The following is a 26211-nucleotide window of genomic DNA, read 5'->3' as shown; positions in this document are numbered from 1 at the left end:
ATCGTTTATTCTTATATAACTTTATACATTATTTAATTATTTAATTTTTTATTAAAAGAATCATGTATTTCAATTTATTAAAATTAACATTTTTAAGTTCCATATATACTTTATTTATATAATCTGGATCATGTTCAATGCTCTTAGAAAATTGTTGAATAAACTCTAATATTTCTTCTTTATTTAGCTCTTTTTCCAATGATAATCCTATTAAATTAAATTTTATAATTGAATAATATATACATAATAAAATATATTCTTCAAATATATCTTTTCTATCTCTTAATGGAAATGTGTTTTTAAATAAATGATTTACAAGATAATTTTCCATCATATAACTATATTTATTTTCTAATGATTTATCATAATTATCTTTTGCTTTAAAATATTTTTCTTCTATCTCATCTTCATTATAAAGCATTTTTAATGTTTTATTTACAATATCAAAATAATTTTTATTTACACCTTTACTAAACTTTATATCTTGTATTTCCAATATCAATTTTATTTTTAAACCTATATTAAAAGGTATATCTTTTAATATTTCCTTATAATCACCTTTTAAAAGCCTTTTTTCATACTTTTCAATTACACTTTTAATTTCATTTCCCTTGCCTTCTTTAATGAAATTATTAACTTCATCACATAACATTCCTAATATGATGATTCTTTCATCTATTGAATAATCCCTATTTTGAATTATATCTATAGCTATAACTCTTAAATCCCAAAAATATTTTTCTATGTAATATGTAAACTTCTCTTTGTTCGTATTTATACTAATTTGACTTATATATCTAGAGCCATCATATAACACTTCCTCAAAGCTCATTTTTTCTTCATTATCTAACACTAATCTAGTTGCTTCTGGACAGGATACACTTAGTGATTTTTCTATAACTCCATTAACTTCACTATAAACTCTTGGATATATTGTACATGTATCACACATATATTCTTGTCCCATATTTATATATATATCACATAGTTTATTTTCATTTAAAAATGAACATCTATTTGTATCTTTATCTAAAATTATTTTTGCATAGTTTTCATCACATGAATTTTTTCTATTTCTTTTTATTCCATTTTCTAGCCTTAATTTAAAATCTTTATCTTTGCATTTTTTATAATGTTGATAACTTTTTTTGTCAATATTTATATTCCATAAACCACAACAACTATCTGTACAATCTTTACCTATACAATTAAAGTTTTTCATATAACTTGGCACTAACATAGTTTTTTTATACATAATTATCCTCACTTTTACTTTAAAATTATATTTTTATCTAACCCTTTATGCTTTAGAGTATATAAATTTAAATACCCTAAGTGAAATTTCTATTTTTAATATAAACTTTTGGCATTACCATTTTATAATCAATATAATAATTGTACATATCTGTTATTATTTCAACTTCAGATGGTAAGTCAAAATTTAGTGATTTTTCAAAAGAAAAATCTAAATTTTCCATAGTACTATTAAATAATTCTATAAAGTTTGCATCTAATCCATGACTAGTACTTTTTATGATTTTTCCATCAATTTCTTTTTCGCTAATCTCATTATATTTGCATTTTGGTATTTTTTTGCAAAACGCTCTTTTTTCTTCGCTACTAATTAATTCATCTGAAATACCATGATAACAAATTATATTGCATGAATTTTTAATATCTCTATATAAATATTCTAAATCTCCAAATTGCCTATCTTTAATTATATATTTAGCTAAATAGTCAAAATTCAACCAAACCCTTCTATTTGAATTTAAGTTTAAAGATAACTTTCTAATGATATTTTGCCTTAAATAATTAGGATATACCCATGCTGAGTTATCTATTATAAGTGAAAACAAGTTTGGTGCTAATCTATTCATAAGATATGCTAAATAGGCACCATGTGAATTTCCATATAAAATATTTTTTTTTGCATTAAATTTAAAATCATTATTATATAAAATATTCATCACATTTAGCACTGCAACTATGTTATCTAAAGCTTGCATCATTCCCATATCGTTAAAATTGCTTAAATTTTCTAAAGACAAATCTGCATCTAAACTTACTTCTATATTTTTTTCTAAACATATATTTAAAAATTTATCTAAATTAAAATTCCCATTTTCATATATAGCGTTTTTATCATTCTCATTTAAATCTGTATACTTATTTAAATCTGGTAAATATACATTATCTGAACTTTGCATAAATTCATATCCAAAACAATCGCATTGAATAGTGACTAAATTATGTTTATCAGCAAACTCTTTTCTCATTTTTTTGCAAACATTTGAATTTGATTCTCCTCCAAATCCACATATATATGTAAATAATCCTGTTTCTTCATTAACACCATTTTCAGGTATACAAAAATAAGTATCTATTTTTCTATTATATATATCACTTCCACAATTTAAATAAATACTCTGTAAACCATCTATTTCAATCTTGTATTCTTTTGCCATTACTGCCCCCTAATTTAATAATTAACACTTCATTTTTACTAATATATTTTTTATTTATCGTAAAAATAAACAATAACTTAATATTCTTTATTTTTACACCCATTTGTATTAACCTACTACTTTTGTGCTAATAACATTTTTATAAAAAAAATCATAATGATTTAAACACCATTTAATAGTATTAACTCATTATGATTCCATTTTACATTGTATTATATTACTTTAAAAATATTATTCATTTTAAGGCATATTCTATTTAATCTAGCCCCAATGCTATTAACTTAAAAAATAAAATAATATATCTACTAATTAAACTTTAATCTTCAATTATTATAAATTCTTTAATATGTTCAATACATACATTTATATATTTTTCAATTTTATCTTTATAAATACTTGTTTCATCTTTATCCGTTGTTTTATTTATAAGTTTAATTTTAAAGTTTTGCATTTTAACTCTACCATCATCAGTACACAATTCTACTGTCTCAAAAAAGAACTTATGTTCTAAATCATTTATTGCTATTCTATATGGACTTTCTGGAAAAACACTTTCCGTTATTGTATATTCACGATTGCATTGTCCATCAAAATACATAGGTAAATTTCCATCTTTTATATCAACATCACTTAATCCTATAGATTTAAATATAATAGGAAATAAATCTAATCCCTGCACTAGCTCATCACATTGCCCCTTAGGTATATTTCTACCTCTAAACATCATTGCTGTATTTGTTCTACCATTATCTAAAAAATTACCACTACCCACCAAATATCCTTGTCCATGATCAGCAAATAAACTAATTATAAATTCATTATCGTTATAATTTTCTTTTAAATAACTATATAACATTCCCAAATATGTATCTATTCTCTTTGCTTGAACTCTATATCTATTTATTTTCCCTTCATCATAAGACTTTCTAACACTAGTTTCACTTCTTCTTAGAAATTGTCTATCTTTAATATGATTTTTAACCTGTGTACTAATTCTAGTTTCTAATTCATCAGAAATATCATGAAGATCTGGTATACATATCCACAAAAAGTTATTTTGATTTTTAAATGCTTCAAGATGCTCTATACTTTCCATGATCACATCATCACAATGCATTCCTCTTACTGAAGGTTGATACAAAACTCTATCCATTCCTTTTATATATCCATACCCTGGTGAACTTCTCCAATCACCATCTATTTTTGAACAAAAGTATCCATTTTTATTTAAAATTTCTGTATATAATTCTTCTTCAAATATATTTTCACAATCATATTTTGGATGGAATACTCTATGATTCTTAGTATATTTCCCCGTAAAAAAACTTGCCATGCTCACATATGTCCATTCTCCACTTACATATGTATTATTACAAATAGTTCCTTCTTTAAAAAAACTATATGTGTTTGGCATGCATTTTTTAATATCATTCTCTCTTAAAAACTTTTGTGATAATCCATCTATAAATATATTTAAAATTAATTTTGGTTTACTTTTATCTATTTTTTTATTTATTAAATTTCCAACAATAAATTCGTCATCACTCTCTATTTTAATAACATCATCTGCTTCTAATGGATAAAAATAATATCTATTTATCAAATTTGTGTTTAAATTAAATTCCTCATCATTTATTGACAAAATTACATCTTTTGGCCTTAATTTCATTATAGGTAATATCGATTTGTTCTCCGACTTAAAACTTATCATTTTGCTTTTTTCACCTGGAAGTATTTCTGTTTTTAATAAATCTAGAGCATTATTTTCATATTCAAATAATATTCCATCTCTTTCTGGAAAATAATAGTCATACATTCCACAATAATAAGATTTTTCATCAAATTTTATTTCTTTTCCTATATATGATTCAATTTTATTTATTTTAGGAAAAGCTTTCTTATAATTTGAAAAATATATTAACATTTTTTCTTTTTGAATTTCAAGGTCTTCTTCACTTAAACATTCTGCAGGTATGTTGTAAATCATTTCTTGTACTATATCACTTTTGCTAGAATCTATAAAAAGTGCTTTAATTAAATATTTTATAGCAGCTTTATAATCATTTTGATATACATTAATAACACCTAAATTATAATTTATATCAAAATTGAATTCATACTTGTTATATATACTTGTTAAAATTTCTTCTGCTCTATTATAATTTCCACTTAAAAATTCTATTATCGATTTCATGCAATGAACTTCCATATCTTTAGGGTTTATTTTTTCATATTCCCCTAAATCTATTCTTGCTTGCTCTATATTGCCTTCTTCTATATTTTTTTTTACATTTTTTTTTGCTAATTTCTCAACCTCAAACATTTTAATTCTCCTATTTAGTTTATCTTCATATTTTTTATACCATGTTTACATCTATCATATCTTCGAAATGCATATTCTGAAAATTCTTCCCCTTCAATAACTTTTATATTTCCCCATATACTCCATATAAAATCTTGTAATACTTTATAAATATCTAATTTTATTTTATATTCACTTGGTATATCACCATAAAAATAAGTATTCAATAACTTTAAGTCCTCTTCTTCACTAAATTGACATTCTATAGAAAATGATGCTAAATCCCACATAAAATCATTCATACCGCTGTATTCCCAATCAATTAATGATATTTCTTCATCATGTATAATACAATTTTCTGGCACTAAATCATTATGACATGGTACTTCATTTACCCCTATATTAGATAGTGTATCTAGTAATTTAATAATATTTTTCCTTACTTCTAAGTAATCTTTGTAAAACACCCAATTACTTGCTTTTAAAATATTTTCATATTTAATTATTATCTCTAAAGGGCTAAATTTATTTTCAAATTTTTCACCTGAATTATGTAATTTTCTAAGCTCTTTACATAATTTTATTAAAATTTTTTCTTCTTTAAAATCAACATCTCTTAATGTTGTTCCATCACCTAAGAACTTACTTAACTTTGTGCCATCTTCTCTAATAATAAAATAACTTCTATCTATACCTAGTTTTTCAGCTATTTTATTGTTCTTACATTCATCTAATCTATTAATCATTTTCTCAGAACTTTTCTTTATTGTTCTCAATACATAACAATCATTGTTGATACTTACTTTGTAATTGTTATTTGTTAACCCTCCACCCTGACACTCTATATCATAATTTGAATTTACATTAGGAATTAATTGTTTTAATAATTTTTCTATTTCACTATTATTCATTAGTCTTTTGTACATTAATTAAATATTTTTCAACTTCTTTTAATTCATTGAAAGTATCTATTTCAAAGCAATCATCTACTTTTAATCTTTCAATTTTAAATTTTAAACTTTGTAAATTATCAACTACAACATTATCCCAATATAAATCTTCAAAATTTCCACTTCTAATTTTTTCTTCTATTAACTTTCCGACAAGCAATCCATCATTTTTAGATAAATAACAAATACCAGATAGTATATGTTCACAACTGCCATCTCTAACATCAACACCTATTACGTTATCTTGCTTGTCAGTTATTATAACCCATTCATTTAAAAACTTTTCCTTGCAAACTGAGAAATACTTAGATTCACTTATGTTTTCATTTATAAAATTATTATTTATAAATACATCTCCCTCAAGTACATATGAATCTTCTAAGTAATTCTTAGCTAAATACATACTATATATATTGTTAAATTCACCGAATCTATTATTTTCAACAAATTCAACTCCATATTTTTCTTTTAAATAATAAAATTTTTCTTTCAAATAACCAACAATGACAATAATGTTTTTAATTCCTTTTTCATGTAAACATTCAATTTGTCTTTCAATTATTGGTTTCCCATCTACCCTAACCAATGGTTTAGGTACATTATCAGTTACATCCCCCATTCGTATTCCTCTTCCTGCGGCTAAAATTATAGCGTTCATCCCTGACCTCCCTTTAATACATCTCCATATTTAAAATCAACTTATTATTTATCGTGTCATTTACAAATTTGTTTAATTCTAAGATTGAATTAATAACAAAGCACAAACTTAATTAAACTAAATAATTATTGTAAATTTTATACAACCTTTTTTGTAACAATTTAGTGACAGTCATTTATCTTTAGTATGATTCTACTTTCATCTTAATATAGAGTTTTAAATTCAGAACTTTATAATTTAACCTCATTGAAAATTGATATTGGCTATAAAATACTTTGAAATTAACATTTCTTCAAAATAATCTATTTATAGCAAAAAAGAAGCCAAGGGTTGTCCTTGACTTCTTTTTGTTTATTTAAAGATTCTTTAATTATCTTAATAATTGAAGAACTCCTTGTGGTTGTTGGTTAGCTTGTGCAAGCATTGCTTGAGCAGCTTGTTGAAGAATATTATTTTTAGAGAATGTCATCATTTCTTTAGCCATATCAACATCTCTAATTCTTGATTCTGCTGCTGTTAAGTTTTCTGAAGATGCTCCTAAGTTATTTATAGTATGCTCTAATCTATTTTGGTAAGCACCAAGTTTAGCTCTTTGTGTTGATACTGTATTTATAGCATTATCATAAATCTCTATAGCTGCTGTAGCACTTGCATGTGTAGATACATCTAAAGCGCATTCTGTAACATTTTCATCTGTTCCATTTGTAACTGCTGCATTTTTTGTAAATCCTGCTGTTGTTATTGAATCTTCAGATTTTACTTCAGCTCCTTTTGCTGCTGTAACTTTTAAAGCTGATAATGCATCCTTTGTTCCTGCCTTCACTTCAAAATCTTTTTCTGTTGAAGTAAATACTAGTTTTCCTTCTTTTACTTCCGCTTTAACTTTATCTTTTAAATCTGTATCAGCTGCTATCTTAGTATTTATATCTGTAACTAAATCTTCTACTGTTTTACCAGTTGTTCCATCATATTCTTTTGCAGATAATGTAATTTCCTTCTCTGTTCCCCCTATTGAGAATTTAATATTATCACTTGTTCCTGTTACTATAGTAACTTTGTTTGATGATGATAATGTTCCTAAATCTGTACCTGTTACTGCATATGTTACTTTTGCAGATTCTGTTGTTGTTCCATCAGTTTTTTGGGAAATTTTTAGTGCCTCTGATCTCATATCTGTAATTGCTATTGTCATTGATTGACCTTTATTAGCACCTATTTGTAATGTTGCAGAGAATCCTGCTGTTGCTGTTGCTGAATCTTCAGATTTTACTTCAGCTCCTTTTGCTGCTGTAACTTTTAAAGCTGATAATGCATCCTTTGTTCCTGCCTTCACTTCAAAATCTTTTTCTGTTGAAGTAAATACTAGTTTTCCTTCTTTTACTTCCGCTTTAACTTTATCTTTTAAATCTGTATCAGCTGCTATCTTAGTATTTATATCTGTAACTAAATCTTCTACTGTTTTACCAGTTGTTCCATCATATTCTTTTGCAGATAATGTAATTTCCTTCTCTGTTCCCCCTATTGAGAATTTAATATTATCACTTGTTCCTGTTACTATAGTAACTTTGTTTGATGATGATAATGTTCCTAAATCTGTACCTGTTACTGCATATGTTGCTTTTGCTACCTCTGTATTTGCAGATCCTAAATTTTTCTCAGCAGCAGCTGCTGAACCACCATCTAACATCTTTTTAGTGTTAAATTCAGTAGTGTTACCTATTCTATTTATTTCTGAAGTTAATTGGTTTATTTCATTTTGTATTTGTTCTGTATCTTTTCCTGCATTAGTTTCATTAGCAGCTTGAGTTGCTAATTCTCTCATTCTTTGAAGAATTGAGTGAGTTTCATTTAATGCACCTTCTGCTGTTTGAATTAAAGATATACCATCTTGAGCATTCCTAGAAGCTTGATCTAATCCTCTGATTTGACCTCTCATTTTTTCTGATATAGCTAGTCCTGCAGCATCATCTCCAGCTCTATTTATTCTTAATCCTGAAGAAAGTTTCTCCATTGATTTTCCTGATTGTGAAACATTAGTTGCCATGTTTCTGTGAGCATTTAATGCGTTCATATTGTGATTAATTATCATTTTAAAATACCTCCTTGAATTTGAAAATGTGAACATCCTTTTTCACATTGTTTATTTTAAAAATCATTTTGATTTTTAAATTCGAATTAAATTACTTCTTCGAAAATTAACAATTAACGATTAACAATTAGCAATGAAGGAAGTTTTTCTGCATAAGCAGAATAAACTTTAAATTAACTTTCTTTTTCAACTCCGTAGGAGTCTTCATTTAGCAAAATTGTTTCTAATTATCAATTTCCAATTGGGCTTTAGTTGTTTTAACTATTTTCCGCAGGATTCTATTTATTTCCCTGCAGGAATTTAAAATTAATTTAACTTCACTTTCTGTTATATATTCAGTAGCAATTAATAAATTTATCCAATACTCTGTTTCAGCTGCTTCTTTTAGCGCTATGTTCATTTTAGATAAAAAGTCTTTTTTGCTTTGTGTTACTATTCCTTCATTTACATTTGCACCTATGCTTGTTCCGGAGCGAAGAAGTTGTTTTGATAATACAAATTCTTTTTTCTGAGTTGCTAGGTGTTTGTATAGATTTACTATTTGTATTGCAAAGTTAAATGTTTTTTCGTAGATTAAGTTTTGCTTCATTTTTAACCTCCTAAATTAATCAGTTGTGTTGAATTGATTTTTGAATTGATCATTTTCAATTCTCCATTTTCAATTTTCAATGTCTTCCATCTTGATGTTGGACATTGCTGAGTTAATTTATTCGGTTGTTTTGTTTTTGGTTCTCAGCTTTTTTCTGGGCTGAGAGGGGATTTTTATAAATAAAAAAGAGCGGTTTTCTTTAATCTACAGCATCCTGCTGATTCTTAAAGAAAACCGCTCTTCCTGAACGTCTTGGTATTTAGTTTTTAAGGCTTGTACTAAATTAAATGTTTGTTTACATTTGCTTTAGTAGTCTTTGTTCTTCTTCGTATAGTTCGCCCCTTTTGATTTTTATTTCTTTTGGTGCATCAATTGCAAGTCTTAAATGACCATCCTCGCTTTTGATTACTGCTACCTTTATTTTGTCATCAATTACCACATATTCTCCTGGTTTACGTCCTAATACTAGCACTTATAAATCCCCCTCATAAATTCGCATTTTAAAATAAACAATGAGCAAACAAACCCTAGTGTTTCCAGCTTCCTGCTGGATGTTTTAAGGTATAATTTGCTCATCCTGAGTATTTTCATATTTAGTTAATTTAAAATGTAATTTACAGAAAGCCCTTTTAAAGGGCCTCCCCCTTCTCTTTCATCCTGAAAGATTCAGTAAACCGAAGAACTCTTCCTGAGTTATATTTATTTTATCGTATTAACAATTATATACTTTACACCTTTTTTATAACTTTTTTTATAAAAATTCTCAAGACGTTAAAATCTCTTTCTATACTTTCTAAATAATATTATATATGGTAAATTAATCTAATTCAATGCCATTTGATAAAGTTTTTTCTACAAATATATATAGGTAAAATTCATACTATTTTTTTATTTCTTATATATCGTTGATAACTTTTACTTATTTAAAATTAAAAATATCAATAAACATAACAAACTTATCTATTATAAGTTAATTTAAAATAACAACGTGTAATAGCAAAGTTAAAATCTTGCCTACTTTACCAATTTAAATTCGACAATGGGCATTGGACAGTTATTGATAATATTATTCATTTCATTCACAATATCTTTAATTGATTTCTTTTTTGAAACTTCTTACTCCTTCGTAGCTTAGGCTTTCTTTGATTTCGATGCTATTCTAAGTCCAGGTAGAATGAATTCCACCCTACGTTTAAATCAATAATTTTTTAAATTTAAAATAATATCGTGTAGTAGCAAGGTTGAAACCTCGCCTACGTGTTTATTTGTACTATATGTTTTATGTATTATTTAACATATCAAAAAACACCGGGATTGAATTCCCGGCTACAGTAGAAAAATAATCCCGACTGCGAATTTAAAAATATATTATTTATCTTTATTTTATACCTTCATCAATATTGAACTCCACATTACGAATAAAAATTTATCCAATTAGCACATTTAAGTTGAAATAGTAAGTTTGTTCATTTTTATTTTAGTAGAGTTTCAATTTATTAATATTTTTTGACATTTTTCTTTGTATCATTGTTATGCTTTTTCTACATTTATTTTGTGTTTAACACTAATTAGTATTTTATGTAATTTTATAACTGTTAATAATCACAATTTATTCAATAGTTATCCACATATTAAGAAACTTATGCACATTAAATTGTGAATAGTTTGAATTTATAAACATTTTACCTGTGTATTACTAACTATTTTTAATTTTTATGTCTATTTTTAATAAAAAGTTTGTCTTATGATGTAGAATTTTACTGCTATTTTTATTTTAATATCTGTTAATACTACAGTTAGCAACAATTTATCTGTGTATAATTTTTTATTATCTGAATTTTAGTGCAACAATCCACAACTAGTATTTGTTTTATTGAAAAGTTATCAACAATTCTGAAGATTTTGTGTGTACAATGTTATTAACTTTTGAAATCAAATTTGTTAGTTTTTGTGTTTTTAAATTATATATTATTTTTGTGAAAAAATTTAGCTTACTTCATTATTTACAATTACTTAATAAAAAATTTTAATTTTTATATTTTTAAGCTATTGATTTTTTCCTTATATATATTTTAAGTGGTTTTTAACTGTTTTTTTCTTGTCATGAAAATTTTGGACAAGCAAGATATTTTCAATTAAAATAAATATAACCTTTAATCATTACATAGTATGTGCAATTTAGATTTTATATGCATTTATGAAGTGATATTTATAAATTTATTTTGAATTCAACAATATTGTTCGTTAACAATTTTAAAAATCAGGTTAAGATTTTTAATCAAAAATAATAGCTTTATCAAATGATACTAGTAACATTATAGTTTATTCCTGTTTTTGTATAGGGTTCCAAGTTGAAATTCAAAATAATCTCTTTCTCAAATCATACTAGAGATATTATAATTTATATTTGGAACCAGTTGAAAATTGACAATTAACAGTTATTTTAAATACCTAAAAACTACGTTTTTATATTGTTTTCAATTAATTTGCTGTACAAATTATCATAAAAATTAATTTAAAAAACTGATACTTCAGTTTTATCCTTTATTGTTAATTGTTCATCGTTAATTTTGTATAACATTTTAAATTGCTCTTTTTCAACTAAAACATGCATAACTTAAAGTTTTAACTTACATTCCTATAGGGTTCCAAGTTTAACATTTAAATTATTCAATCAAAAAATTGGAACGCAAAATAGTGATGCATGCTCATAAACTTAGCATTTTAAAATTTATGAATAACTTAAAGTTTGAGCTTGTTTCACTATATATCTAATTATATGGAGGTGAAACAAATGATAAAGGCATTACAAAATAAAGAGCTTTCTGATTCTGAGTATATTTATACTTTAAAAAAGATTATAAGTAATGTTCAAAATGGTATTAAACTTTCTGGTCTTTGTGAAGAAATGGGTAATAGACGAATTATAGATGAAGTTAATAGTCATCCTGTTAATACGGATGATTTAAAGGCTAGAGATACTACAAAGCATGTTTGCCCTATGGATTTAAGATTGAAAGATGAAAAGCATCATACAAGTTATAGTGGCTGTTTTTATCACTGTGGCTATAATGAGTATTTAAATGGTTCTACAGATGAGCAAATTGCCCTAGTCAAAGATTTGATAAAAAGATATGAAGAATTAAATGATGATAACAATAATAGTGAAACACCATTGGCTAGTGAAAGTAGTCATCAAATTAATGATTTAAATTATCCATTTTTTGATTAGAGTATTGCTAGGTTTTATTTTTTTAATCTTTAAAAATATCAATCAACAAGAGGGACAGACGCTTTATGGGCTTTTAAATTTTTCATGATCTACTTGCCCTTTTTAATTAGATAATTAACCTAGCAAGTAAGGTCAGTCTCAGGATGCTTGCTAACTCTTGTTGCTACATCAAATACAACCGGGATTAAAATCCCGGTTACCTTATACCTTATCAATTGATAGTTATGACTCATATTCCTTAGTAGATGAGATTTAATCTTGGCGGTCTTTGATATGGCTACAATACTCAAAGCAATATCGTGTAACAGCAAGAATGAATTCTCGCCTACTTCACCAATTGACAGTTGACAATGGACATTTGACAGTTGTGGATGATATTATTCATTTCATTCATAATATCTTAATTTGTATTTTAATAGGATAGAATGAATTCTCCCCTAAAAATGTTGTTATATTACTTTTGTTACTCCTTTGTAGCTGAAGTTTTAACTTTGGCGGTCTTTAATTTTGATACTGTCCTAAGTCCAGGTAGAATAAATTCCACTCTACCAAATAGATGTTTCATTAACTTATTAATCCTTTGTAGCTGAGACTTTAGTCTTGGCGGTTTTTGATATGGATATAAAATTTAAAATAATATCATGTAATAGCAAGGTTAAAACCTCACCTACTTTACCAATTGACAGTTGACAATAGACATTTGACAGTTATTGATGATATTATTCATTTCATTCATAATATCTTGATTTGTATTTTAATAAGGTAGAATGAATTCCACCCTACCAAATAGATGTTTCATTAACTTATTAATCCCTTGTAGCTGAGACTTTAGTCTTGGCGGTTTTTGATTTGGGTGCTCTTCTAAGTTCAGGTAGAATGAATTCTACCCTACGTTTAAATGAATAATTTTTTTAATTTTAATTTTTATATAAAAAAATAGTTCCAATGAATTTCATTGAAACTATTTTTCTGAAGTTTGTTAAAATGTTTTTTTGATGTTAGTTTTTTTATTTATATATATTTTTTTATTTTAAGCTTTTTTATTAATTATTTATTGTTTTTTAAGTCTTCATCTATTGCTTTAGCAGCTTTTTTACCAGCTTCCATAGCAAGGATAACTGTTGCAGCACCTGTTACAGCATCTCCACCAGCGTATACTTTAACTTTTGAAGTTTTTCCTGTTTCTTCATCAGCTACGATACATTTTCTTTTATTTGTTTCTAATCCTTCTGTTGTTGAAGGTATTAATGGGTTTGGAGATGTTCCAAGTGACATTATTACTGTGTCACAATCAATTACAAATTCTGATCCAGGTATTTCTACTGGTCTTCTTCTGCCTGATGCATCTGCTTCTCCAAGTTCCATTTTTATGCATTTCATACCATTAACCCAACCATTTTCATCACTTAAGATTTCAACTGGATTAACTAGAAGGTCAAATATAATGCCTTCTTCTTCTGCATGATGTACTTCTTCAGCTCTTGCTGGAAGTTCTGATTTACTTCTTCTATATACTATGTGAGTTTCTGCACCTAATCTTAAAGCTGTTCTAGCTGCGTCCATAGCAACGTTTCCGCCACCTACAACACAAACTTTCTTACCAGCTTTTATTGGTGTTGGAGAATCTTCTTTGAATGCTTTCATTAAGTTATTTCTTGTTAAGAATTCATTAGCTGAGAATACTCCACTTAAGTTTTCTCCATTGATTCCCATGAATTTTGGAAGACCTGCACCTGAACCTATAAATATAGCTTCAAAGTTTTCTTCACTCATTAATTCATCAACTGTTATAGTTTTACCTATTATTACATTTGTTTCTATTTTAACACCTAATTTTCTTAGGTTTTCTATTTCATGTTTAACAACTGTTTCTTTTGGAAGTCTGAATTCTGGAATACCATAAACTAAAACTCCACCTGCTTCATGTAATGCTTCAAATACAGTTACATCGTAACCCATTTTAGCAAGTTCTCCTGCACAAGTTATTCCTGCAGGACCACATCCTATAACAGCTACTTTTTTACCATTTTTCTCTGCTGTTTCTGATAAGTCAACATTATGTTCTCTTGACCAGTCAGCAACAAATCTTTCAAGTTTACCAATTGCAACAGCTTCTCCTTTTATTCCAAGAACACATTTGCTTTCACATTGTAATTCTTGTGGACAAACTCTACCACAAACTGCTGGTAATGCAGTGTATTTATTTAATATTTTAGCTGCTTCTTCAAAATTTTTAGCTGCTACTTCATGTACAAATGCAGGAATATCTATTGATACTGGGCATTTGCTCATACAAGGTTTGTTTTTACAATTTAAACATCTTGAAGCTTCTTGTACAGCTTCCTCTTCATTATATCCTAAACAAACTTCTTCAAAGTTTGTTGCTCTCACTTTAGCATCTTGCTCTGATATTGGAGTTCTTTTCATTCTATCTATAGCCATTATTTTGTACCTCCTAATCTACAGCTTTTTTGAGCTTCTTCAGCTTTGTACATTCCAGATCTTCTCATAGCTTGATCAAAATCAACTTTATGTCCATCAAATTCTGGTCCATCTACACAAGCAAATTTAGTTTCGCCATCAACAGTAATTCTGCAAGCTCCACACATACCAGTTCCATCAACCATTATTGGGTTCATACTTACTACTGTTTGAAGATTTAATTTTTCTGTTAATCTACAAGCAAATTTCATCATTATCATAGGTCCTATACAAATACATAAGTCATATTTTTGACCTTGGTTGTATAATTCCTCTAATTGAGCTGTAACCATTCCTTTGAATGCATATGATCCATCATCTGTACAAGTGAATACATTTCCTGATACAGATTTCATTTCTTCTTCAAGGATTACCATTTCTTTGTTTTTGAATCCCATTATTACATCAGCTTTTACACCATGTTCATGTAACCATTTAACTTGTGGATAAACTGGCGCAGCACCAACTCCACCTGCTATGAATAATATTTTTTTGTTTTTAAGTTCTTCTATATCTTCATGTAATAATTCTGATTCAACACCTAGTGGTCCAACAAAATCATGTACATAGTCCCCTTCATTAAATGTTGCTAATTCTTTAGTTGAGCAACCCATAGCTTGAACTACTATAGTAACTGTTCCTTTTACTGGATCAGTATCACAAACTGTTAAAGGAACTCTTTCTCCATCTTCAGTATTTCTTAAGATTATAAATTGACCAGGTTTAGCTGATTTAGCAACTCTTGGAGCTTCTATATTCATTAAGAATATATTAGGAGCTAAATCTCTTTTTTCGGTTATCTTATACATTCCAAATTCCTCCAAATTCAATATAATATTGTTTGTCCACTTTTAATATTTTATAGAAAAACAAGTTTAAAATTTAATTAATATTTAATCTAAAAATAAGAGTCAATATTAATGCATTTAGATACATGTTTTACTATTAAGGATATCTAAGTTTAAAAGAATTATGTTAAAGTTTCACCTTAGACCCCTGTATGTAATTTCAAAAATAAAATCTTAAATTTTACTTTTGAAATTAATTGAAAATTGACAATGAAAAATTGAAATTATTTTTTTATATTCAGTTCTTCATTCTCAATTCTATTTTAAAATTAATTAACCTTAATCATATAATAAAAGTGTATTGAATGTGTTATACAATTGCATTTATAGTATATCATATTAATTATTCTTTTTCTTTATTTTTCAATATTTAAACTTTAAATACATTATTTTATGTATTACCGTTGATTTACACTAAGTTAAACGTTATCTTTTTCAACTTAAATCAAAATTTCACTCAATAAATTTAATATTGAAACTTTTCCAAATACATAAAGTTCCAAACTCAAATTCAAAGTAATATCTTTATCAAATCATACTACTTAAATCACATTTTATTCCTATTTTTATATTGGAACCAACTAAAAATTAATTTTAAAAAACTCATACTTAAGTTTTACCACTCATTGTTAATTTATTTTTTTAAAACTTATATTGCTATATAGAATTCTACTTTAATATTTTAACTTCTAAATTTATTAATTAATAATTTCAGATTTAAATTTTATTCTTCAATGTTGTATCCTTTATTTTTGCCCCAATAACATACTATGTTTTATTTTTTTATATATGAAAAAATAGTTGATATTTTTAAAATTATTTTTTGCATAATAATACAAGCCATCTATATATTTTTAATTTCATTGTAATAAATAAAATTTATTCTTAATAGTGAGCTTGTCCATAATTTATAAATATAAAAAAATAGACCTTGTAAATACGCACAAAAATAAATGCTATTTACACCTGTCCTTTTATCTGAAAGTTTCCCCAAGATAAAATCTCGAGTTTCTCCTTCGATGCCATAATAGAATAATTATTCATCTAATTCTAAAATGATCTCTCCAGGGTTGTGTCCAATTATTGTATGTTACCTGAAAGTTTTTGAATACACCATAGCTATAATATTCATTTCTTCTTCGGTTATTCTATCAATATTAGAATATCTTCAACAATTTTCATCCACTAAATATTTTCTTTTCTCTTATATTTTATATTTTTCTATTGATATAGTCAATAAGAATTGTTTATATTATTTGAATTTTTTAATTTTTTGATAAAATCCTTTGATAAATTTTATAATTTTTTTTATATAATTATAAATACAAGTAAAAAAAATTTAATTTAAAATTAATCTCATATATATTATAAATAATTATGCAAATATACAATCCTCTAGAAAATCTTTAATTATATCTTGTTTAAAGATTTTCTAGAGTCATTATTATTTACTATTTTATAACTTTAGTAGTTGATTTAAAGGCATTTTCTGGTGATGCTGGGTATGCATCTTCTTTTGTTACATCTGTATTTGATACACTCCATGTATCTACTATAGTTCCATCTGCTCTTTCTAATACGTACTTATCAACAAGACACCATTTAGCAACTATAAATCTTTTTCCTTTTCTTGAATCTGTTGTTGTTAGTGTTTCCTCTATTGTTGTCTCTTTCACACTTGTTGTTGTTGTACTTTGAGAAATTCTTAATTCATTTGAAATTTGAGTTGATAGTTTTGCTGTAAGTCCATAAAAAGAAAATCCTAAATCTGCCCCAACAGATATACTTGTTGTATTAGTGAATTGTTTGTTTTTTTCTTCTGACATTCCTGATTTATAAGTAACTTTCTTTGTTTCATCAAAAACTCCTGAAAACTCTATTTGATAAAGCTTTTTCCAATACTCTACTTTTGCTAATTTATAATAAGGTGTTTTCTTTATTGCTGTTGATGAGTCAAATGTATCATCATTTATACAAAAATATGGGATTAGAGTTTCACTGACTCTTACTTCATCTGTTTTTTCTGGAAGTATTGTATCAAAATCTTTTAATCTTGGAATTACTACATCTACTAATTCTTCTAACTTGCTAGGTTTAGGCATATTTGCATCCTCTACCTTTTTCAAAATGAACCTTTGATTGTCTCCGCCATGTTCTCCATATTGTATTATTTGTACTTCATTATCCTTTTTACCTTTACAAACATCTAAAACTTTCCCACTATGCTTTGCTTCTATAATTACATCATTTACATTATTTTTAATTAAAAATCTTTGATTGCTGTTTCCATGCGGAGTGAATTGAATTAAATTTGCACCATCATCTTTACTTGCTCCACAAACATCAAAAACCTTTCCACTATGCTTTGCACCAATCATATAGCTATTATCATCTAATGAAAAAAGTAAAAACTTTTGATTATCACCATTATTGAAGTCATATTGAATAACTTTAGTGCTGTCATCCTTTAATGCTTTATATACATCTAAAACCTTTCCACTATGTTTACATTGAATATTATATACATTTCCCTCATAATTTTTATTTGTCATTGCATAACCCCCTATTGTTATATTTTATTTTTCCCTACTTTTAATCATAATGCTTATTTAGTTACATTATTACATTTGTTTTGTATATTTATATTCTATTAACAAATGAATTTATTCATATATCTCATATTAATTAATTTTTTTCTCATTTGCACCTGAGACTTTAATCTTATTAATCTTACATATAAATACATCATTGAAATTAATAAAGTATAACAATAAAAATGAATTTTCGCCTACAATGATTGGCACATTTAAATGGGTAGAATGAATTCCACCCTACTTCATCAATTGACAGTCGACAATGAACATTGGACAGTTACTGATGATATTATTCATTTCATTCACAATATCTTGATTTATATTTTTAATTGTGTAGAATAAATTCTATCCTACAAAGATTGGTACATTAACTTCCTTACTCCTTCGTAGCTGAGGTTTTAACATTGGCGGTCTTTGATTTGGATACTCTTCTAAGTTCAAGTGGAATGAATTCCACCCTACTTTACCAATTGACAGTTGACAATGGACATTTGACAGTTATTGATGACACTATTCATTTCATTCATAGTCTCTTTATTTGTATTTTAATTGTGTAGACTGAATTCTCCCCTACAAAGATTGCTACATTAACTCATTACCCCTTCGTAGCTGAGACTTCAGTCTTGGCGGTTTTGGATATGGATGCATTACTCAAACTAATAACTTTCAATTGCAAGGTTAAAACCTCGCCTACAGGTTGGTTTGCACATTTTAATAAGTTAATAACATTTACCTATGTAAAAACAAATAAAGCCATTGATTTAGAATTTGCATTCTATTTCAATGGCTTTGTTTTTTAACTAACCCTATTATATTTTAAGAAATCTTCTTCAAACTATTATTTAGTATAGTCATAGAATCCTCTTTTTGTTTTTCTTCCAAGGTATCCAGCTCTAACATATTTTCTTAATAAACTGTTTGCTCTGTATTTAGAATCTCCTGATTCTTTATATAATACGTCCATTATAGCAAGACATACATCAAGACCTATTAAATCACCTAATGCTAAAGGTCCCATTGGATGGTTTGCACCAAGCATCATAGCTTTATCTATACCTTCAACAGTAGCTATTCCTTGGTCTAAAATTCCTATAGCTTCATTTATCATAGGTATTAATATTCTATTTACAACAAATCCTGGAGCTTCTTTAACTTCTACAGGTTCTTTACCTACTTCTGCTGCTAAATTTCTTATTGTTGTGAATGTATCATCAGAAGTAGCCATACCTCTTATTACCTCTACAAGTTTCATTGCTGTTGCAGGGTTAAAGAAGTGCATTCCTATAACTTTTTCTGGTCTAGTTGTATAACTAGCTATTTCTGTTATAGAAAGTGATGAAGTGTTTGAAGCAAAGATTGTTTCTGGTTTACAAATTTTATCTAATTTATCAAAGTAAGCTCTTTTAGTTTCCATATTTTCTGCTATAGCTTCGATTATTAAATCTACATCTTTTACATCTTCCATTTTATCAGTTCCAGATATTCTGCCTAAAATCTCATTTTTAACTTCTTCAGTCATTTTTCCTTTAGCAACTGATTTTTCTAATCTTTTTGTTATTCCTGGAAGATTAACATTGTTGTATTTCTCCATATTTCTTACTAACATAGTAACTTCATAGCCCTTAGTTGCAAAAACTTGTGCTATTCCAGCACCCATTGTACCTGCACCTATAATACATACATTTTTCATTGAAACTACCCCCAATTTTATATATATTTAAACATACCTTCGTCATAAAAAGACAAAAGTTTGTTTTAAATTTAACTAACTAAATTAAAAAAATTTAAGTTATTTCCCCATGATTGTCTAACACGTAATAATTTATATTTAATAAAACATTCCCCAATGTTTCAACATAAATATCTTACCGCTCTTTATATACTTATAACTTTTTAAACCCTATTTTTTACATATCCCTATTTCTATTTAACTTTTATTTTATAAGATAGAAATTGGAAACCCAATTTCTATCTCAATTATAATTTTAAAACCCTATTTTCTCATAGCTTTTAATTGTTCTACTAATTCTGGAACAATTTTTTTGTAATCTCCAACTAATCCGATATCAGCAACTTGCATTATTGGAGCATCTGCATCTTTATTTATAGCAATTATATAGTTACTATCTTGCATTCCAGCTAAGTGTTGGATAGCTCCTGAAATACCACAAGCAATGTATAGTTGTGGTCTTACAGTTTTACCTGTTTGTCCAACTTGTAATGCTTTGTCTATCCAGCCACTATCAACAGCTGCTCTTGATCCTGATAATGTTCCACCGATTTCATCAGCAAGTTCTTTTAATATAGCGAAGTTTTCTTTAGAACCTACTCCTCTACCACCTGATACTAATATGTCAGCTTCTATAATATCTACGATTTCTTTAACTTCTTTGATAACTTCGATAACTTCAGTTCTTATGTCATCTTTAGTTAAATCAAATTTAGCTCTTTCTATTTTAACTTCTTTAGAGTCATCTCTTTCAAGTTTTTCAAAAACTCCTGGTCTAACTGTAGACATTTGTGGTCTGTTATCTCCACACATGATAGTTGCCATTAAGTTTCCACCAAATGCTGGTCTAGTCATTAATAAGTTTTTGCTTTCTTCATCTATATCAAGGCCTGTACAGTCAGCAGTTAATCCTGTTGATAATCTAGCTGCAACTCTTGGTCCTAAATCTCTACCTATAAATGTTGCACCAATTATTATAACTTCTGGTTTAAAATCATTTGCAAGGTCAGTTATAACTTTTGCGTAACCATCAGTTGTATAGTGAGCTAATTCTTCTTTATCTGCTAATAATACTTTGTCAGCACCATGTGCAGTTAATTCTTTAGCCATACCTTCAACATTATGACCTATTAATAATGCAGTAAGTTCAACGCCTAATTTGTCAGCGATTTCTCTACCTTTTCCTAAAAGTTGTAATGCAACGTTTTGTAATTCTCCATCTCTTTGTTCTGCAAAGACCCAAACACCTTTGTAATCTGCTATATTCATAGTTTTCCCCTCCTATACTACTAAATTATGTGTTTTTCTTTTAATTTAGCTAATGCTATTTGAGCTTCTTCTTTTGGTGATAAATTAATTATTTCACCTTGTCCCTTAGCTTCTTTAGCCCAAGATTTTTTAACCTTTGTAGGTGAACCTTTTAATCCTAGAAGGGATAAATCAACATCTATGTCTTTAGCTGTCCACACTTTTATTTCTTTTTCATTTAATGAGAATATATTTTTTATATTCATATATCTTGGTTCATTTAAAGATTCAATTGCAGTTAATAGAACTGGTGTTTTAACTTTGATATATTCATATCCATCTTCCCAAGCTCTTCTAACTTTTAATCCGCCTTCGATTTCTTCAACTTCTTCAACATAAGTTATTTGTGGTATATTTAAGTGTTCTGCAATTTCTGGACCAACTTGAGCAGTATCTCCATCAATTGCTTGTCTACCAGCAAATATTATGTCATATTCTAATGTTTTTAATGCTCCAGCTAATGCGTGAGAAGTAGCTAAAGTATCAGCACCAGCAAATGCTCTGTCTGTTACTAATATACCTTCGTCTGCTCCCATTGCTAAAGCTTCTTCTAATGCTTTTTGTGCTTGTGGTGGTCCCATTGTTATAACTGTTACATGAGCACCATTTTTGTCTTTTAATCTTAATGCCTCTTCTATTGCATTTTTATCATCTGGATTTATTATTGAAGGAACACCGTCTCTTATAAGAGTTCCTGTTTTTGGATCTATTTTAACTTCATTTGTATCTGGAACTTGTTTCATACAAACAACTATCTTCATCTCTAATTACCCCCTATTTTAAAAGATTTGATGCTATAACCATTCTTTGAACTTGAGATGTACCTTCATAAATTTCTGTTATTTTAGCATCTCTCATCATTCTTTCTACTGGATAATCTTTAGTGTAACCATATCCACCAAAGATTTGAACAGCTTTTGTAGTAACTTCCATAGCTGTTTCAGCAGCAAATAATTTAGCTCTTGCAGCTTCTACTGTGTATGGTAATTTATTATCTTTGTTAAATGCAGCTTTATAAACTAATAATCTAGCAGCTTCTACTTTAACTTCCATATCTGCTATCATCCATTGTAATCCTTGGAATTTAGATAATGATCTTCCAAATTGTTTTCTTTCTTTCATATATTCTACAGCTTCATCTAAAGCACCTTGAGCAATTCCTAATGCTTGTGCAGCTATACCAATTCTACCGCCATCTAATGTTTGCATTGCTATTTTAAAGCCTTTGCCTTCTTTTCCAAGTAAGTTTTCTTTTGGAACTATACAATCTTCAAAAACAAGTTCAGTTGTAGAAGATGCTCTAATTCCTAATTTATCTTCAACTTTACCTATTGAGAAACCTTTGAAACCTTTTTCAACTATAAATGCTGATATTCCTCTAGTTCCTTGTGATTTATCTGTCATAGCAAATATTATGAATACATCTGCAACTCCACCGTTTGTTATGAATATTTTAGAACCATTTAATACATAATGATCTCCATCTAAAACTGCAGTTGTTTGTTGTCCAGCTGCATCAGTACCAGCGTTTGGTTCTGTTAAACCAAATGCACCGATTTTTTCACCTTTTGCAAGTGGTACTAAGTATTTTTGTTTTTGTTCTTCTGTTCCGAACATATCTATTGGAGTAGCACATAATGATGTGTGAGCTGATAATATAACACCAGTTGATCCACAAACTCTTGATAATTCTTCAACTGCTATTGCATAAGAAAGATTGTTTCCACCAGCTCCTCCTAATTCAGTTGAAAATGGAATTCCCATCATGTGATATTTTGCCATTTTCTTTACATTTTCCATTGGAAATTCTTCTGTTACATCTATTTCGGCAGCAAGAGGTTTAACTTCTGTTTCAGCAAACTCCCTTACCATTTGTTTTACAAATTCTTGTTCCTTAGTTAAAGAAAAATTCATAATTCCCCATTCCTCCTATTAATTTTTTTTGAAATGTTTTTGTAAATATAATAATCTAAAGACATTTTGCCGCAAAACAAGCTAACAAGAAGAAACAATTAAATCTATTTCGAATTATATTTAAAATTTAAATATAATTTAAATTCTGAAAATTTAAGATTTATTTTGAACCTCTCACATTAGCTAAATCTATTAACCCTATGTAGTTAAAGGATTACATATTTTTAAATACTTTGTCTCTTTTCTCTAAGAACGCACTCATTCCTTCTTTTTGGTCACAAGTGCTAAAGCACATTCCAAAAATTTCAGATTCGTATCTTAATGCATCTTCAATGTTCATTTGAATTCCATTATTTATAGCTTCTTTGCAGAAAGCTACTGCTTTTGGTGCATTATTTGCTATCTTTTTAGCCATATTCATTGCTTCATTCATAAGTTCTTCTGGTTCAACCACTTTATTTACAAGACCTATTCTTAAAGCTTCATCTGCTTTTATAATGTCACAAGTAAATATTAATTCTTTAGCTACGCCCTCTCCCACAAGTCTAGCTAATCTTTGAGTTCCTCCAAAACCTGGCGTTATTCCAAGTCCTGACTCAGGTTGTCCAAACTTAGCTTTTACTGAAGCTATTCTTATGTCACAAGCCATTGAAAGTTCACAACCACCACCTAATGCAAATCCATTAACTGCTGCTATAACTGGTTTTTTTAAAGTTTCAATTCTTCTAAATACTTTGTTTCCAAGTATTCCGAATTCCCTGCCTTGTATTGAATTTAAATCTTTCATTTCTGAAATATCTGCTCCAGCTACAAAAGCTTTTCCTTCACCAGTTATTATTACGGTGTATATGCTTTCATCTTTCTCAATAATTTCAATAGCATCATTTATTTCTTTTAAAGTCTCTGAATTTAAAGCATTCAATGCTTTTGGCCTATTAAGCTTTATGACAGCAATGTTTTGATCCTGTTCTAGGATAATGTTTTTAAATTCCATAAATGCTATCCCCCATGAATATTCCTATTAGATTTTGTGAATAATATAACAATTTTCTTAAAAAAATAATATCGAAGTTTCTCAACCTCATGTCTTATTATAGACCGAATGGTATATTTTTGCAACAGAGTTAATTATTTTTTCTGAATTATTTTAATTAACAAATAATTTGTTTGTAATTATCACTATTTCATTAAATTTTTTTCAAAAATTTTACCCACAAAGTTCCTAATATTAATATATTTACTTTTTTCAAATTTTTATTATAGGTTACAATCTAAGTTTTTATATAGCCTTTAAATGCTTTTCCCATAACAGTATAAATATATTTTCATTGTGTAGTTTTATTACTCTTTTATTCACAATATATTAATTGATTTTTCAAATTAAATTTCTAATGTCACTTATAATTAAATTAATTGGCACATTTAAATGGGTAGAATAAATTCCACCCTACTTCCCCAATTGACAGTTGACAATGGACATTGGACAGTTATTGATGATATTATTCATTTCATTCACAATATCTTTAATTGCTTTTTTATTAAAATCTCTTTCTCCTTTGTATCTGAGACTTTAGTCTTGGCGGTTCTTGATATGGATATAAAACCTAAATTAATACCGTGTAACAACAAGAATAAATTCTCGCCTACAATAATTGGCACAAATTTTATTTTTCCCTTCGTAGCCGAGACTTCAGTCTTGGCGGTTTTCGATTTTGATACTTACCTAAGTCCAGGTGGAATGAATTCCACCCTACTTTACCAATTGACAGTGGACATTTGACAGTTATTAAAATCTCTTTCTCCTTTGTAGCTGGGACTTTAGTCTTGGCGGCTTTTGATCTGTCTATACTCTTAAAAATAACACTGTATAATTGCATGATTGAAACCTCGACTATGGATTTTTCTCAATTCTTCTACATAAAAAAAATTTTAGCTGCTAGCTATAATACAACTAGCAGCTAAAATTTTAATTGATTTATATCTTCAACTTGATAAATTCACTTTGAATATTTTCAATTTTAAACTTTTAATTTTCTTCTTTTCTACGTTCATTTAAAAGATAACTTAAAGTCATCAAACTTTCACTTAAGTGAACATTTTCCACTATTACATCGTTTGGAACTTTTAAATCTATTGGAGCAAAATTCCATATAGCTTTTATTCCTGATTCAGTAATAACTTCACATACATCTTGTGCTCTTTCTTTTGGCACACAAATTATTCCTATATCAATTTGATTTTCTCCAATAAATCCTTCTAGTTCATCTATATCTAGTATAGGAACCTCTCTTATTTTTAGACCAATTAATTTAGGATTTATATCAAATATAGCTTTTACATCAAAAGACATCTTTTGAAAATAAGTATAATTTGCTATTGCTTGACCTATATTACCTGCTCCTATAATTACTATGTTATAATCTTTATCTAGTCCTAATATCCCTGATATTTGTGATAGAAGTTCTTTTACATTGTAACCATATCCTTGTTGACCAAAATCACCAAAACAATTTAAATCTTGTCTTATTTGAGATGCTGTAAATCCTATTTTCTCACTTAATTCATTTGAGGAAATTCTATCCACATCATTATTAGCAAGTTCCTTTAAATATCTATAATATTTAGGAATCCTTTTTATAACTGCCATTGATATATTTTTCTTTTTATCCAAGAAATCACCTCCAAAATATTCCAATCCCTTTGTAAAATACATGTTCAAATCTAGTTAAACATTATATGTTTCTATATTTGCATTATTTAATTTGTTTATCATTTAACTAATTCATCATTATCTTTGTTACAAAATCCACTTTTTATCTATGTATATATTTAAAAATTAAATCATCTATATGTCCTATTATTCAATAATACAATAAAAAAATATTTTTTGTATTGCTTTTTTTAATAATAACTTTTCTAATAGAGAATAAATTATTATTAAATATGGTTCTAAAAGCCACTTATTTACTTAATAATTTAAATTTTAATCATCTATTATATTTTAATGTTATACTTTTTCAATAATATATATGATTATGTAACAATAATT

The 26211-nt window shown here is 27.4% G+C and carries 19 protein-coding genes and 1 riboswitch; of the genes, 2 read left to right on the top strand and 17 right to left on the bottom strand.

All coding sequences use genetic code 11. The annotated features are described in order from the left end of the window. Positions 1-40: 40 nt before the first annotated feature. From fliB to AC07E4_RS13300, 8 genes are all read right to left on the bottom strand, one after another. A complete protein-coding gene (fliB, locus tag AC07E4_RS13335) occupies positions 41-1255 on the bottom strand; it encodes a flagellin lysine-N-methylase (protein ID WP_478216647.1) in 1215 nt (404 codons plus the stop codon). A 76-nt stretch (positions 1256-1331) separates the two neighbouring features. Beyond that, a complete protein-coding gene (locus tag AC07E4_RS13330; RefSeq protein WP_478216646.1) occupies positions 1332-2468 on the bottom strand; it encodes a DUF2920 family protein in 1137 nt (378 codons plus the stop codon). A 316-nt stretch (positions 2469-2784) separates the two neighbouring features. Beyond that, a complete protein-coding gene (locus tag AC07E4_RS13325) occupies positions 2785-4791 on the bottom strand; it encodes a sulfatase-like hydrolase/transferase (protein ID WP_478216645.1) in 2007 nt (668 codons plus the stop codon). A gap of 14 nt (positions 4792-4805) precedes the next feature. After that, the gene (locus AC07E4_RS13320; RefSeq protein WP_478216644.1) at positions 4806-5696 is read right to left on the bottom strand and encodes a phosphotransferase; all 891 of its coding nucleotides are present in this window, start codon (positions 5694-5696) and stop codon (positions 4806-4808) included. After that, a complete protein-coding gene (locus tag AC07E4_RS13315) occupies positions 5674-6378 on the bottom strand; it encodes an NTP transferase domain-containing protein (RefSeq protein WP_478216643.1) in 705 nt (234 codons plus the stop codon). The genes AC07E4_RS13320 and AC07E4_RS13315 overlap by 23 nt, the downstream gene beginning before the upstream one ends. A 370-nt stretch (positions 6379-6748) precedes the next feature. Beyond that, positions 6749-8467, bottom strand: coding sequence for a flagellin N-terminal helical domain-containing protein (locus AC07E4_RS13310; protein ID WP_478216642.1), 1719 nt, complete (start codon positions 8465-8467; stop codon positions 6749-6751). A 223-nt stretch (positions 8468-8690) separates the two neighbouring features. Continuing rightward, positions 8691-9056 (bottom strand): four helix bundle protein, encoded by a 366-nt coding sequence (locus tag AC07E4_RS13305; RefSeq protein WP_478216641.1) that lies wholly within the window; start codon positions 9054-9056, stop codon positions 8691-8693. A 295-nt stretch (positions 9057-9351) separates the two neighbouring features. Beyond that, positions 9352-9528, bottom strand: a complete 177-nt coding sequence (locus AC07E4_RS13300) for a carbon storage regulator (protein WP_430830051.1) — start codon at positions 9526-9528, stop codon at positions 9352-9354. Positions 9529-11850: 2322 nt separating this feature from the next. Between AC07E4_RS13300 and AC07E4_RS13295 the strand changes: the two genes are divergently transcribed. Continuing rightward, positions 11851-12288 (top strand): hypothetical protein, encoded by a 438-nt coding sequence (locus AC07E4_RS13295; protein WP_478216640.1) that lies wholly within the window; start codon positions 11851-11853, stop codon positions 12286-12288. Positions 12289-13335: 1047 nt separating this feature from the next. On the opposite strand, the gene gltA is transcribed toward AC07E4_RS13295, so the two are convergent. The 3 genes from gltA to AC07E4_RS13280 form a co-directional block, all read right to left on the bottom strand. Continuing rightward, entirely contained in the window at positions 13336-14724 is a 1389-nt protein-coding gene (gene gltA, locus AC07E4_RS13290; RefSeq protein WP_478216768.1) for an NADPH-dependent glutamate synthase, read from the bottom strand. 5 nt (positions 14725-14729) lie between these two features. Further along, positions 14730-15578: a sulfide/dihydroorotate dehydrogenase-like FAD/NAD-binding protein gene (locus AC07E4_RS13285; protein WP_034439772.1), complete on the bottom strand. Its 849-nt coding sequence runs from the start codon at positions 15576-15578 to the stop codon at positions 14730-14732. A 995-nt stretch (positions 15579-16573) separates the two neighbouring features. Next, a riboswitch (glycine riboswitch) is annotated at positions 16574-16695 on the bottom strand. 373 nt (positions 16696-17068) lie between these two features. Continuing rightward, on the bottom strand, positions 17069-18169 hold the full coding sequence (locus AC07E4_RS13280) for an RICIN domain-containing protein (protein WP_478216639.1): 1101 nt from the start codon (positions 18167-18169) through the stop codon (positions 17069-17071). A 680-nt stretch (positions 18170-18849) separates the two neighbouring features. Between AC07E4_RS13280 and AC07E4_RS13275 the strand changes: the two genes are divergently transcribed. Next, positions 18850-19011, top strand: coding sequence for a hypothetical protein (locus AC07E4_RS13275; RefSeq protein WP_478216638.1), 162 nt, complete (start codon positions 18850-18852; stop codon positions 19009-19011). Positions 19012-19049: 38 nt separating this feature from the next. On the opposite strand, the gene AC07E4_RS13270 is transcribed toward AC07E4_RS13275, so the two are convergent. The 6 genes from AC07E4_RS13270 to AC07E4_RS13245 all read right to left on the bottom strand — a co-directional run bounded on the left by AC07E4_RS13270 (position 19050) and on the right by AC07E4_RS13245 (position 25833). Further along, complete coding sequence (locus AC07E4_RS13270; protein ID WP_478216637.1) at positions 19050-19901, bottom strand: 3-hydroxybutyryl-CoA dehydrogenase; 852 nt, start codon at positions 19899-19901, stop codon at positions 19050-19052. A gap of 303 nt (positions 19902-20204) precedes the next feature. Next, positions 20205-21209: an electron transfer flavoprotein subunit alpha/FixB family protein gene (locus AC07E4_RS13265; protein WP_034439781.1), complete on the bottom strand. Its 1005-nt coding sequence runs from the start codon at positions 21207-21209 to the stop codon at positions 20205-20207. Between the two features lie 20 nt (positions 21210-21229). Next, a complete protein-coding gene (locus AC07E4_RS13260) occupies positions 21230-22009 on the bottom strand; it encodes an electron transfer flavoprotein subunit beta/FixA family protein (protein ID WP_034439783.1) in 780 nt (259 codons plus the stop codon). A gap of 13 nt (positions 22010-22022) precedes the next feature. Next, entirely contained in the window at positions 22023-23162 is a 1140-nt protein-coding gene (locus AC07E4_RS13255; RefSeq protein ID WP_034439785.1) for an acyl-CoA dehydrogenase, read from the bottom strand. Positions 23163-23376: 214 nt separating this feature from the next. Further along, complete coding sequence (locus AC07E4_RS13250; RefSeq protein ID WP_034439787.1) at positions 23377-24156, bottom strand: short-chain-enoyl-CoA hydratase; 780 nt, start codon at positions 24154-24156, stop codon at positions 23377-23379. Positions 24157-25188: 1032 nt separating this feature from the next. Continuing rightward, positions 25189-25833, bottom strand: coding sequence for a redox-sensing transcriptional repressor Rex (locus AC07E4_RS13245; protein WP_034439792.1), 645 nt, complete (start codon positions 25831-25833; stop codon positions 25189-25191). Positions 25834-26211 lie beyond the last annotated feature (378 nt).

This window comes from Clostridium amazonense, from assembly GCF_056431285.1.
This window is presented reverse-complemented; position numbering and strand designations above follow the sequence as displayed.

What these genes read in the sequence shown, in the direction of transcription:
- fliB (WP_478216647.1), bottom strand. Translation starts at nt 1,255, where the DNA reads ATGTATAAAAAAACTATGTTAGTGCCAAGTTATATGAAAAACTTTAAT.
- AC07E4_RS13330 (WP_478216646.1), bottom strand. Translation starts at nt 2,468, where the DNA reads ATGGCAAAAGAATACAAGATTGAAATAGATGGTTTACAGAGTATTTAT.
- AC07E4_RS13325 (WP_478216645.1), bottom strand. Translation starts at nt 4,791, where the DNA reads ATGTTTGAGGTTGAGAAATTAGCAAAAAAAAATGTAAAAAAAAATATA.
- AC07E4_RS13320 (WP_478216644.1), bottom strand. Translation starts at nt 5,696, where the DNA reads ATGTACAAAAGACTAATGAATAATAGTGAAATAGAAAAATTATTAAAA.
- AC07E4_RS13315 (WP_478216643.1), bottom strand. Translation starts at nt 6,378, where the DNA reads ATGAACGCTATAATTTTAGCCGCAGGAAGAGGAATACGAATGGGGGAT.
- AC07E4_RS13310 (WP_478216642.1), bottom strand. Translation starts at nt 8,467, where the DNA reads ATGATAATTAATCACAATATGAACGCATTAAATGCTCACAGAAACATG.
- AC07E4_RS13305 (WP_478216641.1), bottom strand. Translation starts at nt 9,056, where the DNA reads ATGAAGCAAAACTTAATCTACGAAAAAACATTTAACTTTGCAATACAA.
- AC07E4_RS13295 (WP_478216640.1), top strand. Translation starts at nt 11,851, where the DNA reads ATGATAAAGGCATTACAAAATAAAGAGCTTTCTGATTCTGAGTATATT.
- AC07E4_RS13285 (WP_034439772.1), bottom strand. Translation starts at nt 15,578, where the DNA reads ATGTATAAGATAACCGAAAAAAGAGATTTAGCTCCTAATATATTCTTA.
- AC07E4_RS13280 (WP_478216639.1), bottom strand. Translation starts at nt 18,169, where the DNA reads ATGACAAATAAAAATTATGAGGGAAATGTATATAATATTCAATGTAAA.
- AC07E4_RS13275 (WP_478216638.1), top strand. Translation starts at nt 18,850, where the DNA reads ATGGATGCATTACTCAAACTAATAACTTTCAATTGCAAGGTTAAAACC.
- AC07E4_RS13270 (WP_478216637.1), bottom strand. Translation starts at nt 19,901, where the DNA reads ATGAAAAATGTATGTATTATAGGTGCAGGTACAATGGGTGCTGGAATA.
- AC07E4_RS13265 (WP_034439781.1), bottom strand. Translation starts at nt 21,209, where the DNA reads ATGAATATAGCAGATTACAAAGGTGTTTGGGTCTTTGCAGAACAAAGA.
- AC07E4_RS13260 (WP_034439783.1), bottom strand. Translation starts at nt 22,009, where the DNA reads ATGAAGATAGTTGTTTGTATGAAACAAGTTCCAGATACAAATGAAGTT.
- AC07E4_RS13255 (WP_034439785.1), bottom strand. Translation starts at nt 23,162, where the DNA reads ATGAATTTTTCTTTAACTAAGGAACAAGAATTTGTAAAACAAATGGTA.
- AC07E4_RS13250 (WP_034439787.1), bottom strand. Translation starts at nt 24,156, where the DNA reads ATGGAATTTAAAAACATTATCCTAGAACAGGATCAAAACATTGCTGTC.